Origin of the sequence: Massilia sp. HP4, assembly GCF_005222695.1 — a bacterium.
Lineage (GTDB): Bacteria > Pseudomonadota > Gammaproteobacteria > Burkholderiales > Burkholderiaceae_D > Telluria.
The window spans coordinates 131515-147207 of the sequence record NZ_STGG01000041.1 but is presented as its reverse complement, the minus strand read 5'-3'; the positions used below and the strand labels follow the sequence as shown (position 1 = coordinate 147207).

Sequence of the window (15693 nt, the reverse complement as noted above, 5' to 3'; positions counted from 1 at the left end):
GATGCATATGCGCAGTTCGATTTCTCCTGCCGCCCCGGGGCACACCATCACTCTGAACCATACCCTGCTGGTATGCGCCATGCGCGCCGCTTTCGCCGTGACGCTCGGCGCCGGCGCCTTCTCCGGCGTCGCGCATGCCGCGCCGGAAGACAAGCCCGATGCCGGCGTTGCGGTCGACGCTGCAGTGGACGCTTCGCTCGAGCCGGCGCTGGCGCCGGTCACCTTGCAAACCGTCACCGTGACTGCGCAGAAGCGCGAGGGCCGTGCCCAGGACGTGCCGAGCGCGATCACGGTATTGGGCGGCAACGAGCTGCTGTCCGAAGGCGTCGGCCGCTCGGCCAGCGAGATCCTGAACTATGTGCCGAACGCCTCGGCCGGCACCCAGCAGCACAGCCGCCCGCGCTGGTGGATCCGCGGCGTCGGCGCCGGCCAGCAGCAGATCGATTTCCCGAACCCGGTGGGCTTCTACCGCGACGACGTCTATATCAGCAACTCGAGCGCGACCGGCTTCCCGCTGTTCGACCTCGAGCGGGTCGAGGTGCTGCGCGGCCCGCAAGGCACCTTGTGGGGCAAGAACACCACGGGCGGCGCCATCAATGTGGTGTCGCGCAAACCGAGCGCCCAGACCGACGGCTACTTCAAGGCCGACTACAGCAGCCATGACACGGTGCTGCTGCAGGGCGCGATCGGCGGCAGCATCAAGGACGACGTGCTGACCGGCCGCATCTCCTTCCACTCCGAAGAGCAGCACGAAGGCAACTTCAACAACGTCTTCAAGGGCAGCAAGGACGGAGAACTGAAGGACAATGCGCTGCGCGCCCAGCTGCGCGCGAAGATCAACCGCGATTTCACCGCCAACCTGTCGCTGCATTACCGCGACTACCAGGTCGACGGCGCGACCACCACGGTCGCCAGCTATGCGCCCAATGGCATCTACCGCAACGGCTATATCCCTTCGCGTGATCCCGAGGACGTCAGCAGCAATGCGCCGTCGGTGCAGAACATCGAGCAGCGCGGCCTGAACCTGACGCTCGAGCATGCGTTCGGCGACTATGCGCTGACCTCGATCACCGGCTTCGAGGACTTCGAATCCGACAGCGTTGGCGACAATGACAATTCTCCGCTCGAGATCAGCCGCGGCCGCACCGAAGCAAGGAGCCGCCAGTTCTCGCAAGAGCTGCGCCTGGCCTCGCCCAAGAGCGACCGCATCAACTGGGTCGGCGGCCTGCATTATTTCAAGGAGACGATCGATTCGGATTCCTCGGTGGCCCGCCTGCCGGAACCGATCGCGGGGGCTTTCTTGCCGAGCACCCAGCCGGTCGGCTACAACAACACCGTGTATGAGCACAAGACGCGCAGCTTCGCCGCCTTCGGCAGCGCCACGGTCGACTTCACCGACCGATTGCTGGCGACGGTCGGCCTGCGCTGGACCACCGAGACCAAGGACCTCGACCTGCGCCGCATCCAGGCCGCGTCGAACGCGGTCAATTTCGGCAGCGCCGACAACTGGTGGAACACGGTCATCGGCGGTAACTTCGGCGCCCCGGCCGTGGCCCGCAATAACTTTACGTCGAACCCTTCGACTACCTGGCGCGCCTGGACCTACGATTTCACGCCGCAGTACAAGATCGACGAGAACAAGCGCGTCTATTTCAAATACGCGCACGGCATCAAGTCTGGCGGCTACAACACCAGCGCCGCCGACGTGCGCGCACTGAACACGGTGGAGCCGGAAGAACTCGACTCCTACGAGGTCGGCCTCAAGTCCGAATGGCTGGGCCGGCGCCTGAACCTGAACGCCAACCTGTTCTACTACGACTACCAGAAGGTCCAGGTCAACATTACCGGCATCTACAACGGCGACCCGACCCAGACCGTGAACTACCTGCAGAACGTCGATCGCGCCCACGTCTACGGCGCCGAGTTCGAACTCGAGGCACGTCCGACCGAAGCGCTTCACCTGCAGGCCAGCGTCGGCCTGCTGCGTACCCAGTTCGACCGTTTCGACATCCAGAACGGCGGCGGCAGCCGCAATGGCAACGAGTTCGTGCGCTCGCCGCACGTGACGGCACTGCTGGCGGCCGATTACAAGATCCCGCTCGCCAACGGCGGCCGGGTCGTGCTCGGGGTTGATTCCCACTACACGGGCAAGCAGTTCTATTTCGTCGATCCGCAGCTCGATTCGCGCTACCTGCTGAACCAGAGCGGCTACACGCTGACCAATGCGCGCGCCATCTATACCGCGCCGGGCGGCCAGCATGAATGGCGCCTCTACGCCGACAACATCACCGACAAGGTCTACAAGAACCACTCGTTGACGGCGTTCGTGCCGGGTACCACCAACGGCGACGTCGTGTACTGGGCGCCGGGCCGCAGGGTTGGCGGATCCTACACCTACCACTTCTGACCGCGCGGCGATTGCTGGCGCAGAAGCAGTGCGGGCAGCCGCCACTGCTGCGCAGCCAACAGTTGTCGTCTCCCAGGGCTGGCATACGTCTTGCAACCTTTAACGATATCGAAGCAACCGACACCGGAGAACCACCATGAGCGATACCCTCGAAGCAGTCAAACCCGATACCGCCACCCGCCTGACCGAGAAGGTGCTGGCCTTCGTCGAACAAACCCGCAAGGATGCCCAATTGGCGTTCAGCGCCCTGCGCGAGACCGGCAGCCTGACCGCCTTCGGCACCGTGGGCTTTGTGGAGCGCGTGCCGGGCGAAGACCTGGTCGTGATCGTCAACGACCCGGGCCCGTTCCGCAAGGGCGAGCCGCTGGTGGCCACCGTCGCGGGGCTGGACGGCACGATCTACGCCGGCAACAACAATGGCGGCGGCGGGGCGGCGCGCTACCTGAAGCTGTTCAACACGCACCCCGACGTGACCACGATCTCGCACGTCCATTCGCCGGCGCTGGGCGCCTGGGCCCAGACCCACCGCACCCTGCCGATCCGCTACGTGCCGGTGCAGCGCTTCCAGCTGATCCGTGAAATCCCGATCTACATCGACCGCCGCCAGCCCGAAGTCGATTTCATTCTCGACGAGATCGCGAAGAACCCGCACGCGACGGCGATCCTGGAAGCCAACGGCGGCTCCACCGTGTGGGGCAAGCAGGGCCTGCTCAAGACGGCCGAATTCATCCTGCTGCTCGAAGAAGGGGCCAAGATCCAGATCGCGGCCGAGGCGGTGGGCGGTTCGCGCGACTTCGGCCCTGGCGTCCTGCTGCAGCAGTGGAAGATGAGCAAGCTGATCGACCAGGCCCGTTCGCTGTCGCTGCTGCCGGCGACCGACCTGTGATGAGGAAGCGATGATGCCTGTTTCGCCATTCTCCCGCCAGCGTCGCCTGGCCCTGTCGGCGGCGCTGCTGCCCATCCTCTCGACCAGCCTGCGCGCCGTGGCTGCCGACACCTTGCCGCCGGCGTTGAGGATCGCCGCCGTCTCGCGCACCGGCCCGTCGGGCAAGACCCAGTTCGCCGGCTCGTCCGCACTGGTGGCGGAGCAGGGTTGGCTGGCGGCCGAACTGGGCAAGCTCGGCGTCAAGCTCGAGTGGGTGCCGGTCACTACCAACTCGGTGGCGGTCCAGGTCAACGAAGCCTTCGCCAACAAGTCGATCGACTTCGCCCAGTACGGCGACCTGCCATCGATCATCGCCAATGCCTCGGGCCTGAGCACCCAGCTGGTAGTCCCGGGCGGCAGCATGAACAACACCTATCTGGTGGTGCCAGCCAATTCCAACGCGCGCTCGATCAAGGATTTGAAGGGCAAGAAGATCGCCCTGCACCGCGGCCGGCCGTGGGAATTCCCGTTCTCGCGGCTGCTGGCCGCCAACGGCATGACGCAAAAGGACGTGCGCATCCTGAACCTGAATCCGCAGGCCGGCGCTTCGGCGGTGGCCAGCGGCAGCGCCGATGCTTTCTTCACCTTGAGCGACGCCTTCCTGCTCGAGGATAAAAAAGTCGGCAAGATCATCTGGTCCAGCAAACAGGCACCGCAGAACTGGAAGATGCGCGCCGAGGTGTGGGGCGACAGCGCGTTCCTGAAGAAACATCCACAACTGGCGCAGCTGGTGGCGACCGCCTACGTCAAGGCGCACCAGAGCGCGATCGGCGACAACGGGCGCGAGAACTATCTTCGCCACGAGGTCGCGGCCGGCCAGTCGCGCAGCCTGGTCGAGCGCGAATGGGAAGGCGACAACACCAACTGGAACGCGCGCTGGGCGCCATTGTTCACGCCCGAGCTGCGTGCCCACTACGCTGCCGGCGCCGCCTACGCGCATCAGGCGCGCCTGATCGGCCGCCCGCTCGACACCAGCAAACTGTATGCCCCGCAGTTCGTGGAGCAGGCGCTGGCCCAGCTCAAGCTGCAGAACCTGTGGGCGAGCCGATGAATCCAGGCGTGTTGACGGCCGGAGCGCGCGGCCTGGGCCTGGCCGAGCATGCGCGCAAGGTGGCCCAGCCGGGCCATCCCGGGGCTCCCGTGCCTGCCCGGGCCACGCGGCCGCGCAAGCAGCGCGGCCTGGTCGAGCGCTGGCTGGACTGGCGCTTCTCGAGCTGGACCTCGCCGCTGCTGGTGCTGGCCTTTTGGGTCGCCGCCACCGAACTGGCGCTGGCGCCGGAACAGATCCTGGTGCCGCCCTGGCAGGTCGTCACAAGCGGCTGGGAACTGGTGCAGAGCGGTGAACTGGGCGAGCACCTGTCGATCAGCCTGGTCCGCCTGCTGTCGGGCTTCGGCTTCGGCAGCGTGCTCGGTGTCGCTTTCGGGCTTCTGGTGGGGCTGTCGCCGCGCCTGGACGCGTACTCGGCGCCGACCTTCCAGGTACTGCGCCAGATCCCTTCGGTGGCGCTGATCCCGCTGTTCATCCTGGTGTTCGGCATCGGCGAGACCTTCAAGGTCGTCATCGTCGCCAAGGCCAGCTTCTTCATCGTGGCGCTGGCGGTGCATGACGCAATCAAGAGCCTGCCCGTGCGCTATCTCGAGGTCGCGGCGATGCTGCGCTTCTCGCGGCTGCAGGTGGTCCGCAAGGTGGTGTTGCCGGCGATCGTGCCGGCCACGCTGACCGGGGTGCGGATCGCACTGGGCCGCTCGTGGATGGTGCTGGTCGGCGCCGAGCTGCTGGCGGCCGAGAACGGCCTGGGGCAGATGATGGAGATGGCGCGCCAGATGTTCCGGCTCGACGTGGTCATGGTAGGCGTGGTGCTCACCGGCCTGGTCGGCCTGGCGCTGGACCGCGGCTTTCGCCTGCTCGAGGCTTACCTGATGCGCTGGCAGCGCCGTTGATCCCGGAGTGACCATGAAAGCGATATGGAACGGTGTCGGCGCCGCCGCGCGCGGCCTGGTATTGCCGGCGCTCCTGCTGCTGGCCTGGCAGTGGGCGTCCGGCCGCGGCGCCAGTGCCGCCTATGTGTTCGTGCCGCTCGAAGAGCTGTGGACCGGCTTGCAGGAGCTGCTAAGCGACGGCACGCTGGCGCTGCACGTCGCCGCCAGCCTGGAACGCGCCCTGACGGGACTCGTGTGCGGGGCGCTGCTCGGCATCGCGACCGGCACCCTGATGGCGCAGTCGCGCGTGGCCGAGCGCCTGGTCGGGCCGCTGTATCACACGATCCGCCAGGTGCCGCTGCTGGGCCTCGTGCCGCTGATCGCCCTGTGGGCCGGCAGCGGTGAATTCGCCAAGCTCCTGATCATCGGGATAGCGGCCTTTTATCCGACGGTATTGAACACCTTCGAGGGCATGCGCCAGGTCGATGTGCGCTACCGCGAAGTGGGCGCCATGCTGACCTTCAGCCGTGGCCAGATGTTCCGCCGCGTGCTGCTGCCGGCCGCGCTGCCGGCGATCATCACCGGCGTCACCCATGCCCAGGTGTTCGCCTGGCTGGCCTGCCTCGGTGGCGAGCTGCTGTTCGCGGCGGCGCCGGGCATCGGTTCGCTGCTGCTGGTCAGCGAACAGACCGGGCGGATGGACGTGGTGCTGCTGTCGGTGCTGGTGATCGCCTTGCTGGCCCTGGTGCTGAACCTGCTGTTCACGCGCGCCGCACGGTTGCTGGTGCGTGGAAGGTCGGCCTGATGAGCGACCTGACGCGCGGCGCCGGCCCGGCCAGCGCGCCGCTGTTCGCGCCGCAGGAGCTACGGCGCTTCCTGGTCGGCTTCATCGGCCTGACCATGCTGTCGGGGATGACGATCGGAATGAACAAGGTGCTGGCCACGATGTTCGGCCTGCACCTGGGCGTGACCAACTTCCAGCTGGCCCTGATCAGCAGCGCCGAGACGGCCGCGATGGCGATCGGCACCCTGCCGGCCGGGCGCATCCTGGCGCGCGGCAATCCGAAATTCCTGTACGCGGCCATTAGCCTGACCTTGTCCGGCCTGTTCTGCATCCTGCCCTGGCTACCCGGCTGGCAGTGGGTGGCGGTGCTGATGTTCCTGGTTGGCCTATGCATCGCGCTGCGCATCGTGGCGATGAGCACCGTGTTCCTGGTGCGCCTGCCCGAGCTGGGGCAGGGCAAGGCCGGCTGGTACAAGGGCACGCTGATGCTCGGCATCCAGTTCGCCGGTCCGCTCACCGGCAATTACGTTATCGCCCACCTGGGGTTGACGGGTGGTTTTTATATCTCTGCAATGATGTTCGCCATCCTGGCGGTGCTGGGCTGGCAGGTGCTGCCGGATCATACCGGGCATCGCACGCAAGGCAGGGGGACCGACGCATCGGGCTGGCGCGAGCTGTTGCGCCTGCCCGTGGTGCGCACGACCTATCTGTTCGAGGTGCTGGCCAGCTTTACCGCATCGAGCGTGGGCGTGTTCTCGATCCTGCTCGCGATCCAGGTGCTGCACTGGCCGCAGGACCACGCGGTCTGGCTGATGGCGGTGCAGGGCATCAGTTTCGTGGCGGTGCTGCTCGGGCTGGGTGATGCGGTGCTGGGCAGCCGCCATCGAGATCGCATCTATGGCGCAGCCCACCTTGCCATCATGGGCGCCTTGCTGCTGCTCGGTCTTTATCCGACCACGGGCAGCTACCTGGGTGCGTCGGTGCTGCTCGGGCTGGGCCTGGGCGTGAATGCCCTGGTCAACACCAGCCGCATCGCGCACGCGCCGGTGGACAAGGCGCGCGTCTCGGCCCACTTGACCCTGTTCGGCATGGCGGCCGGCACGCTCGGCGCGCTGGCCGCCGGCCGGCTGGGCGACCTGGTCGGGCTGCGCAATGTGTTCCTGCTGTGGACCTTGCCGTGGCTGGCGGCCTGGCTGTTCTATCAATTCAAACAAGGAGAAAAAGCATGACGCTCGCCACACCCATCCCGTCGGCGGACCGGCAACAGCCCGCGACAACGCCCCGGCGCGGCGCCGGCCTGCGCATCGACCATGTCAGCAAATCGTTCCCCTTGAAAGGTGAATCGCTGCTGGTGCTGGACGATATCTCGCTGGCCGTCGAACCGGGCGAATTCGTCGCCATCGTCGGCGGTTCCGGCTGCGGCAAGTCGACCCTGCTGCGGCTGCTGGCCGGGCTCGATCCCGACTACCAGGGCACACTGCTGCACGACGGCGCGCCGATCGATGGCCCGACTCTTCAGCGTGGGTTGATCTTCCAGGATCACCGCCTGTTCCCGTGGCTCACGGTGGAACAGAATGTCGAAATGGCCTTCACCAATACCGATGTCCCGGCCGCCGAGCGCCGGCGCCGGGTGGCGGCCGAGATCGCGCGCGTCGGCCTGGACGGCTTTGCCGGCGCTTATCCGCACCAGCTCTCGGGCGGCATGTCGCAGCGCGCGGCGATCGCGCGCGCCCTGGTCGGGCGGCCCGACGTGCTGCTGCTCGACGAACCGCTCGGCGCGCTCGATGCGCTTACCCGCCTGCACATGCAGAAGGAGTTGCGGCGCCTGTGGCAGGAAGAGGGCATCACGATGCTGATGGTGACCCACGATATCGAGGAGGCAGTATACCTTGCCGACCGGGTGGTGGTGCTCGAGGCGCGTCCGGGCCGGGTGCGGCGCATCCAGGCGGTACCGCTACCGCATCCGCGCCAGCGCCGCGATGCGGCCTTCGTCGCGCTGCGCGACGGCTTGCTGGCCGATTTCGGCGAGCGCGGGGATGAGGCTGGCGACTGACGCCGCCCACCTCGGTCCTGTGTAAAGAAGTGTAAGCCGCATCAGCTGCGAAATGCAGCTGAATCCTTTTGAATCAATGGCTTGCGAAATCCACGGCAGGATCGCTCAGTTAATTGCCGCCCAGTGTTTCCGCGTGCTACGGTCGAAACCGTCACGTCAAACGGAAACCCTGAGATGCCCCCTTCGACCCCTTCCCGCAATCTTTCGATCGACGTCCTGCGCGGCCTGACCCTGGCCCTGATGATCGTCGTGAACACGCCCGGTAGCTGGGGCACGCAGTACGCGCCGCTGGTGCACGCCGCGTGGCACGGCTATTCGCTGACCGATCTCGTCTTCCCGTCGTTCCTGTTCGTGGTCGGTTGCGCGCTGCGCCTGAGCATGAAGAAGCTGGCGGCCATGGACAACCCGAGCTTCCTGCGCACGGTGTTCAAGCGCGGCATCCTGATCTTCCTGTGCGGCTTCTTCCTGTACTGGTTCCCGTTCTTCACGGCCGACGGCCAGTTCATCCCCTTCGATACGGTGCGCGTCATGGGCGTCCTGCAGCGCATCGGCCTGTGCTACCTGGTCGCGGCCCTGGTCGTGCGCTACGGCGGCGTGCGCGGCGCGCTCGCGACCAGCGCGGCGCTGCTGCTCGGCTACTGGTGGATCCTGTGGCAGTTCGGGGACTACACCCTGGCGGGCAACGCCGTGCGCACGCTCGACCTGGCCGTGCTGGGCGCCTCGCATATGTACACCGGCGACGGCATTCCTTTCGACCCGGAAGGCATCCTGAGCACCTTGCCGGCAGTCGTCAATGTGCTGGGCGGCTATCTCGCCGTCGCCTGGCTCGAACACAAGGGCCGCAGTGTGCGTACAGTGGCGGCGCTGTTCGTGGCCGGCGCTGCCTGCGTGCTGCTCGCCCATGGCTGGGATGGCGCCTTCCCGATCAACAAGAAGCTGTGGACCAGCGCCTATGTCGTGTGCAGCGTCGGCTGGAACCTGGCACTGCTGGCCGTGCTGGTGTGGGCGATCGATATGCGGGGGCTGCGCGCCGGGACGTATTTCTTCGACGTGTTCGGCAAGAACACCCTGTTCATCTACATGCTGTCGACGGTCGGCGTGGTGGCGCTGGTGCGCCTGCGGGTCGGCGGGATGTCGCTCTATCAATGGCTGTACGCGCGCGCCATCCTGCCGTGGACCGAGCCCTACCTGGCCTCGTTCCTGTTTGCGCTGGGCTATATGCTGGCCTGCTGGCTGGTCGCCTATGCGATGGATCGACGCGGCATCTACGTGAAGCTGTAACTACGGTTGGGCCCGGTTGTTGCAATCGCGGCACAACGCTCTGTAATGAATTGTAAGGTTTTGAATACTTGTCTCGCTTGAAACTCCATCAGTCCGGGATTTCTTGGCGAAAAATCCGATTCAACGTAAAGAAGTGTAAGCGTCGGATCCCGGGTCGATGTGAAAACCTATAAAAATCAGATGCTTATGATTTTTCCGAGCGCCCAGGCTCCCTCGTTTGGCCCGCCCAGGCAACGGTGCTACTGTCAAAACATGCAACGACGAAGGTGGAAACGACAGCAGCACACGCGCAGGTGGGATCAATCGAGATGACGGGATCGACCGTCACGCTACCAAAAGGAAATGAGCATGCTTGAATCGAACCGCAGGAAGACCTTGATCAGTTCAGCCGTCGCCGGCGCCCTGGCGCTGCTGGCCGCTCCCGCCCTGGCGCAGGAGACGGCAGCGGAGGCGACGCCGCCAGCCGCGGACAAGATCCAGGAAGTGATGGTGACCGCGACCCGCTACAGCACCTCGCTGCTGAAGACCCCGGTCGCGGTATCGGCCGTGACCCAGGAAGAACTGACCCGCAAGGGCGTGGTCAACATCAAGGCGCTGACGGGCGACATTCCCAACCTGCAGCTGGGTGGCGCGGTCGATGGCAGCTCGGGCGTGCAGATCGCCATCCGCGGCGTATCCAACTCCGATTTTACCGAGATCGGCAACCCGGCCGTCGGCCTGCACGTGGCCGGCATCTACTCGCCACGGCCGCAGGGCGCGCTGGCGCTGCTGTTCGACCTCGATCGCCTGGAAGTGCTGCGCGGTCCGCAGGGCACGCTGTTCGGCCGCAACTCGACCGGCGGCAGCATCAACATCATCCCGAACAAGCCCGTCATCGGCAGCTACGAAGGCAATGCGATGCTGGACGTCGGCAACTACAACCAGCGCCAGCTCTCGGTGGTGCAGAACCTGCCGGTCAACGACCGCTTCGCGCTGCGCCTGACCGCCAGCGGCGTCAAGCGCGATGGCTGGATCACCCAGACCCGCGACGACTACGACGTCAATATGCCGTCGAAGGGCTTCTACGCCGACGGCATCCCCGACACCGACCAGCGCCTGGCGCGCGACGTGGGCAAGGGCGACTACTACACCAACCGCGACCAGTGGGCGGCGCGCATCTCGGGCCTGTGGAAGGTGACCGACAAGCTGCAATGGCTGGTCGCATTCGAGAATTACCAGAACAACGACGCCGGCGACATCGCCATGAAGGACTGCGACCAGGCCGCCGGCACGCCGTATGCCTGCACCAAGGGCAAATACAATGTGGCGATCAACATCCCTGGCATCACCGATATGTCGATCCGCACCGCGCGCTCGAACCTGGTGTGGAACGTCAACGACCAGACCGACATCGAGTACAGCTACGCGCACGCGATCCAGCGCCGTTTCCAGCAGCAGGACAGCGACGGCGGCTACCACCCGATCGAGGCCGACGTGGACGCAACGTCCACCAGCATCGGCGACCGCTGGCCGGTGTACGACAACGGCACCTATACGCTGGGCTCGAAATTCGCCTCCGACGTGCACGAGCTGCAGCTGCGCCAGAACTTCGGCGGCCTGCGCTACGTGGCCGGCCTGTTCTACATGAAAGAGAAGAACAGCCTCGACTACGGCCAGGACTTCCGCGGCGGGGGCCCGAACGGCTATCCGACGGCGAACTTCTACCACCAGCCGCACCGCATCTCGGAATCGAAAGCCGCGTTTGCCCAGGCCGACTGGGAATTCATCCCCAAATGGACGCTGACCGCCGGCGTGCGCACCAGCCGCGACGAGCGCGAAGACGCCAACGGCCAATTCTGGGAAGCCTACGGCACCGATTACTTCAATGGCCTGTACACGCCCGGCGCGCCGGGCACGCCAGGCTGGCAGGGCATCGATTCGAGCATGCTGTTGCCGGGCATGGGCGCCTATTACGGCAGCGGCGCCTTCCCGGCCGCGGCCTCGATCAGCAACCACAAGGATGGCTGGCGCAAGACCACCGGGCGCCTGGGCCTGACCTGGCAGGTCGACGCGCGCAATATGTTCTATACCTCGCTGTCGACCGGCTACAAGGCGGGCGGCTTCAACGACCGCTTCAACCTGTGCGGCAATGCGCTCGACCCGAACGGCGTGCCCTACGACTGCGCCACCGGCCCGGCCGGCCCGCAGTACTCGTTCCTGCCATACAGCCCCGAGACCGTCACCAACCTCGAATTCGGCTACAAGGGCAAGATGCTCGACGACCGCCTGACCCTCTCGGCCACGCTGTTCTACAGCCGCTACAAGGACATGCAGATGACCGGCCAGCACACGGTCGGCCAGAACCAGCGGCCGTGCGCTGTCGACGACCCGGGCTGCAATGCGGTGATCAGCTGGTGGTCGACCCGCAATATCGGCCGCGCCAACATCAAGGGCCTCGAGCTCGAAGGCCAGTACCGCCCATGGCGCGACGCCCGCATCACCTACTCGGCCTCGCTGCTGTCGGCCAAGGTGGCCGAATACCATACCTTCAGCGACGACCTGGGGTGCGGTTCGCGCTTGAACCAGGGCGTCACGCCATGTCCGGATTACTACTCGGGCCCGGACACCTCGCTGGCCCAGCTGCGTCCGTATAACGTGGTCGGCAACCGCCTGCCGTATTCGCCGCCGCGCACCATGAACCTCTCCTTCTCGCAGGACTTCTACTTCAGCAACGGCTGGATGCTGACCCCGTGGATCCAGGCGCGCTGGCAGGACAAGATGTTCTTCAACCTGCGCAACCTCGATGAAGCCCACCTGTCGAGCGTGCAGGGCGCGTATGCCCAGGTCGACGGCTCGCTGCGCCTGAACGGACCGGACGGCGACCGCTATCCATGGTATGCCGAGCTGTATGTGCGCAATGCCTTCGACAAGCGCGCCAAGACCTGGGCCGGCATCGGCGGCCCGGACGAGCGCTTCACGGTGGCGTCGTACAACGATCCGCGCATGTTCGGCCTGCGGGTCGGCACCTCCTGGTAATTGGCGGTAGCAAGTAGAAGTGCAAGTATAGTAAGCAAGCAGCCGCGCGCAGGAGACCGCGCGGCTGCGGTCCCGCAACGAGAAGCATCGAACGAGGCGAATCCAGGAATGGCCATTGACAACAAACAACGCATGCACCTGTTCTTCCTGACGGCGATCTGCGGCCTTGGCGGGCTGCTGTACGGGATCGACATCGGGATCATCGACCCTGCCTTGCCCTATCTGCACCGGGCGACCAGCCTGACCGAGGGCCAGTTGTCGCTGGTGGTCGCCGCCGTGATGGCCGGCTCGATCCTCGGCTCGGTGGTGGCCGGCATGCTGGCCGACTGGCTCGGCCGCAAACCCATGCTGGTGGTGAGCGCGCTGCTGTTCGTCGGCAGCGTCACCGTCATCTACCTGTCGCAATCCTTCGTGCCGCTGCTGCTCGGGCGCCTGCTGCAGGGCCTCTCGGGTGGCGTGATCGCGGTGGTGGTGCCGCTGTACCTGGCCGAATGCCTGCCGGCCGACCGCCGCGGCCGGGGACTCGCACTATTCCAGTTTGCGCTCACGGCCGGCATCGTGCTGGCCGCCTTCATCGGCAACCACTACCTGGGCAATGCCGAGCTGGCGATCCAGGCCGCCGGCAGCGACCAGGTAGCGGCGACCGCGGCCGCGGACCACGCCTGGCGCAGCATGTTCATGGCGGTGGTGTATCCGGGCGTGCTGTTCCTGCTGGGCTGCCTGTTCGTGTCCGAATCGCCGCGCTGGCTGATGCGCCAGGGCCGCGCCGACCAGGCACGCGGTGTGCTGGGACGCCTGCGGCCGGCCAGCGCCTGCGCCGCCGAGGTGGACGAGATCGAGGCATCGCTGGCCGAAGAACGCGCGCGCCCCAAGCTGGCGCGCGGCGCGGCCCTGGCCGAGATGCTGACCGAGCGGCGCTATGTGCTGCCGTTCGTGCTGGCCTGCGTGATCCTCGGCTGCAACCAGGCGACCGGCATCAACTCGCTGCTGCAGTTCATGTCGACCATCCTGCAGCACGCCGGCCTCGATCCGGTGAGCGCGGCCAGCCATGGCACGGCGATCAAGATCCTGAACATGGTGATGACGGTCGGCGCCATCATGCTGGTCGAGCGCAAGGGGCGCGTGTTCCTGCTCAAGATCGGCACTGCCGGCATCATGGTGTCGTTGTGCCTGCTGGCGCTGCTGTTCCACCGTTTCGAATCGCAGCGGGTCGACGTGCGCACCGAGGTGGCGGCGCTGGTCAGCGGCAATACGATCGACCTCAACCTGGTCGACGCCAAACTGGGCGCCGGCGCGGGCCCGGTGCAGCTGACGATCCTGTACCAGTACGGCGACGCCCAGCAGGTGGCCGAAGCCTATACGCCGACCGCCGAAGCGCACGCCGTGCTGGCGCGCGAGGCGGCCCTGGCGGCCACCTTGCCGCCGGCCCAGGGTGCGCTGCTCGAGGGCGCCCGCGCCGCCTGGAGCGGGCGCGGCGATCCGGCGGCGCTGGACGCCGCCCAGCAGATGATCGCGGGTCTTGCGCCCGAGGCGCGCGCCACGGTCGATGCGGCGCGCCGCGTGTACATGGCCCAGCGGGTGTCCGTGCAGCCGCCGAAGGGTTCGCCGGATGGCGTGCCACTGCAGATCGTGCGCGCCACCGTGGGGCCGACGCCGGACGAACAGAGCGGCCTGCTGGCGGCCCTGTTCATCGCCTTCTTCATCGCCTCGTTCTCGATCGGCCCCGGCGTGTGCGTGTGGCTGGCCTTGTCCGAGCTGATGCCGACCCGGATCCGGTCGGTGGGCATGGGCGTGGCGCTGCTGATCAACCAGGGCACGGGCACCCTGATCGCCGGCGCCTTCCTGCCGATCGTCGGCAACTTCGGCTACCACATGATGTTCCTGTTCTGGGGCGCCTGCACCGCCGTGTACTTCATCACCGCCACCTTCTTCCTGCCCGAAACCAAGGGCAAGTCGCTGGAAGAGATCGAGCGGCTGTTCGCGGCGCCCAGGGCCAAGCGGGGAGCCAAGGAGCAGCACGGGTGAGGCGGCTCTCCAAGCGGCTGCTCGGCGCGGTGCTGGCGGGGGCCGCCTTGCCGGCCGGCGCCGGCGCCCTGGTGATCGAGAGCTGGCGCGCGGACGACAAGGCCTTGTGGGAAAACGTCTTGCTGCCGGCCTTCGCGCGCCACCATCCCGACGTCAAGGTGACGTTCGCGCCGACCGCGCCCACCGGCTACGACGCCGCCCTCGGCGAACGCCTGGCCAAGGGCACGGCGGGCGACCTGATCGCGTGCCGGCCGTTCGACCTGTCGCTGGCCCTGTACCAGGGCGGCCACCTCGACCGGCTGGACGGCAAGCCGGGGCTGCAGAACTTCGATGCCCCGAGCCTGGTGGCCTGGCAGACCGACGACGGCAAGGACACCTTCTGCATGCCGGTGGCGTCGGTCATCCACGGTTTCTTCTACAACAAGGACATCTTCCGGCGGCTCGACCTGCAACCGCCGCGCACGGCGGACGATTTCTTCCGCGTGCTCGATGTGCTCAAGAAGGCGGGCGTCACGCCGCTGGCGCTGGGCACGGCCGAGCAGTGGGAATCGAGCCAGATCGTCTACACGAATATCGGGCCCAACTTCTGGCGCGGCGAAGAGGGGCGCAAGGCCCTGATCGCCGGCCGCGCCAGGCTCACCGACCAGCCTTACGTCGATGCGCTCGCGTTTACCGCGCGCATGGGCCGCTACCTGCCATCGGGCGCCGCCAGGCAGACCTATGCCGCCAGCCAGGCCAGGTTCGCCTCCGGCGGGGCGGCGATCTATCCGGCCGGCTCGTGGGACATCGCGCATTTCAGCCGCACGCCGGGGCTGTCGCTGGGGGTGTTCCCGCCGCCGGTGCCGCGCGAAGGCGCGGCCTGCCATATCTCGGACCATATGGACCTGGGACTGGGCGTGAACCGCAATTCCAGGAACAAGGAAGACGCCTATAAATTCATGGCCTGGGTGGGCTCGCAGGAATTCGCCGACCTGTACACCAACCGGCTGACCGGCTTCTTCACCCTGTCGCACCACCTGATCGCGGTGCGCGACCCGGTGGCCAAGCAGATGGCCGAGTGGCGCAAGCGCTGCGCGTCGACCATCCGCGTCAATGCGCAGGTGCTCAATCGCGGCCAGCCGAGCATGGAAATCGAGTTGTGGAAGGTGACGTCGCAGGTATTGAATGGCAGCCTGGCGCCGAAGGAAGGCGCGGCCAGGCTGCAGGAAGGATTTGCCAAATGGTATACACCAAGGCAAAAATAACGCCGCACCGGTCGGTGCCTTCGCCGGTGTGATTGTGAT

At 66.4% G+C, this 15693-nt stretch carries 11 protein-coding genes; all 11 read left to right on the top strand.

Annotated elements, in window-relative coordinates; all coding sequences use genetic code 11:
• The first annotated feature begins 7 nt into the window (after nt 1-7).
• The 11 genes from E8M83_RS14645 to E8M83_RS14595 all read left to right on the top strand — a co-directional run bounded on the left by E8M83_RS14645 (nt 8) and on the right by E8M83_RS14595 (nt 15654).
• Nucleotides 8-2407, top strand: coding sequence for a TonB-dependent receptor (locus E8M83_RS14645; protein WP_137174080.1), 2400 nt, complete (start codon nt 8-10; stop codon nt 2405-2407).
• Nucleotides 2408-2543: 136 nt separating this feature from the next.
• The gene (locus E8M83_RS14640) at nt 2544-3293 is read left to right on the top strand and encodes a class II aldolase/adducin family protein (RefSeq protein WP_170976812.1); all 750 of its coding nucleotides are present in this window, start codon (nt 2544-2546) and stop codon (nt 3291-3293) included.
• A gap of 10 nt (nt 3294-3303) precedes the next feature.
• Complete coding sequence (locus tag E8M83_RS14635; RefSeq protein WP_229491536.1) at nt 3304-4383, top strand: ABC transporter substrate-binding protein; 1080 nt, start codon at nt 3304-3306, stop codon at nt 4381-4383.
• The gene (locus E8M83_RS14630; RefSeq protein WP_137174079.1) at nt 4380-5273 is read left to right on the top strand and encodes an ABC transporter permease; all 894 of its coding nucleotides are present in this window, start codon (nt 4380-4382) and stop codon (nt 5271-5273) included. Before E8M83_RS14635 ends, E8M83_RS14630 begins: the two co-directional genes overlap by 4 nt.
• Nucleotides 5274-5286: 13 nt before the next feature.
• Nucleotides 5287-6057 carry an ABC transporter permease gene (locus E8M83_RS14625; RefSeq protein ID WP_137174078.1) on the top strand — a complete coding sequence of 257 codons (771 nt, stop codon included), beginning with the start codon at nt 5287-5289 and terminating at the stop codon, nt 6055-6057.
• Nucleotides 6057-7265, top strand: a complete 1209-nt coding sequence (locus tag E8M83_RS14620; protein ID WP_137174077.1) for an MFS transporter — start codon at nt 6057-6059, stop codon at nt 7263-7265. Before E8M83_RS14625 ends, E8M83_RS14620 begins: the two co-directional genes overlap by 1 nt.
• Entirely contained in the window at nt 7262-8089 is an 828-nt protein-coding gene (locus E8M83_RS14615; protein WP_137174076.1) for an ABC transporter ATP-binding protein, read from the top strand. Before E8M83_RS14620 ends, E8M83_RS14615 begins: the two co-directional genes overlap by 4 nt.
• Nucleotides 8090-8263: 174 nt before the next feature.
• Nucleotides 8264-9370 (top strand): acyltransferase family protein, encoded by a 1107-nt coding sequence (locus E8M83_RS14610; RefSeq protein ID WP_137174075.1) that lies wholly within the window; start codon nt 8264-8266, stop codon nt 9368-9370.
• Nucleotides 9371-9718: 348 nt separating this feature from the next.
• Nucleotides 9719-12385 carry a TonB-dependent receptor gene (locus E8M83_RS14605; RefSeq protein ID WP_137174074.1) on the top strand — a complete coding sequence of 889 codons (2667 nt, stop codon included), beginning with the start codon at nt 9719-9721 and terminating at the stop codon, nt 12383-12385.
• Nucleotides 12386-12493: 108 nt separating this feature from the next.
• Entirely contained in the window at nt 12494-14410 is a 1917-nt protein-coding gene (locus tag E8M83_RS26285; protein WP_137174073.1) for an MFS transporter, read from the top strand.
• A complete protein-coding gene (locus E8M83_RS14595; RefSeq protein ID WP_137174072.1) occupies nt 14407-15654 on the top strand; it encodes an ABC transporter substrate-binding protein in 1248 nt (415 codons plus the stop codon). Before E8M83_RS26285 ends, E8M83_RS14595 begins: the two co-directional genes overlap by 4 nt.
• Nucleotides 15655-15693: the final 39 nt, after the last annotated feature.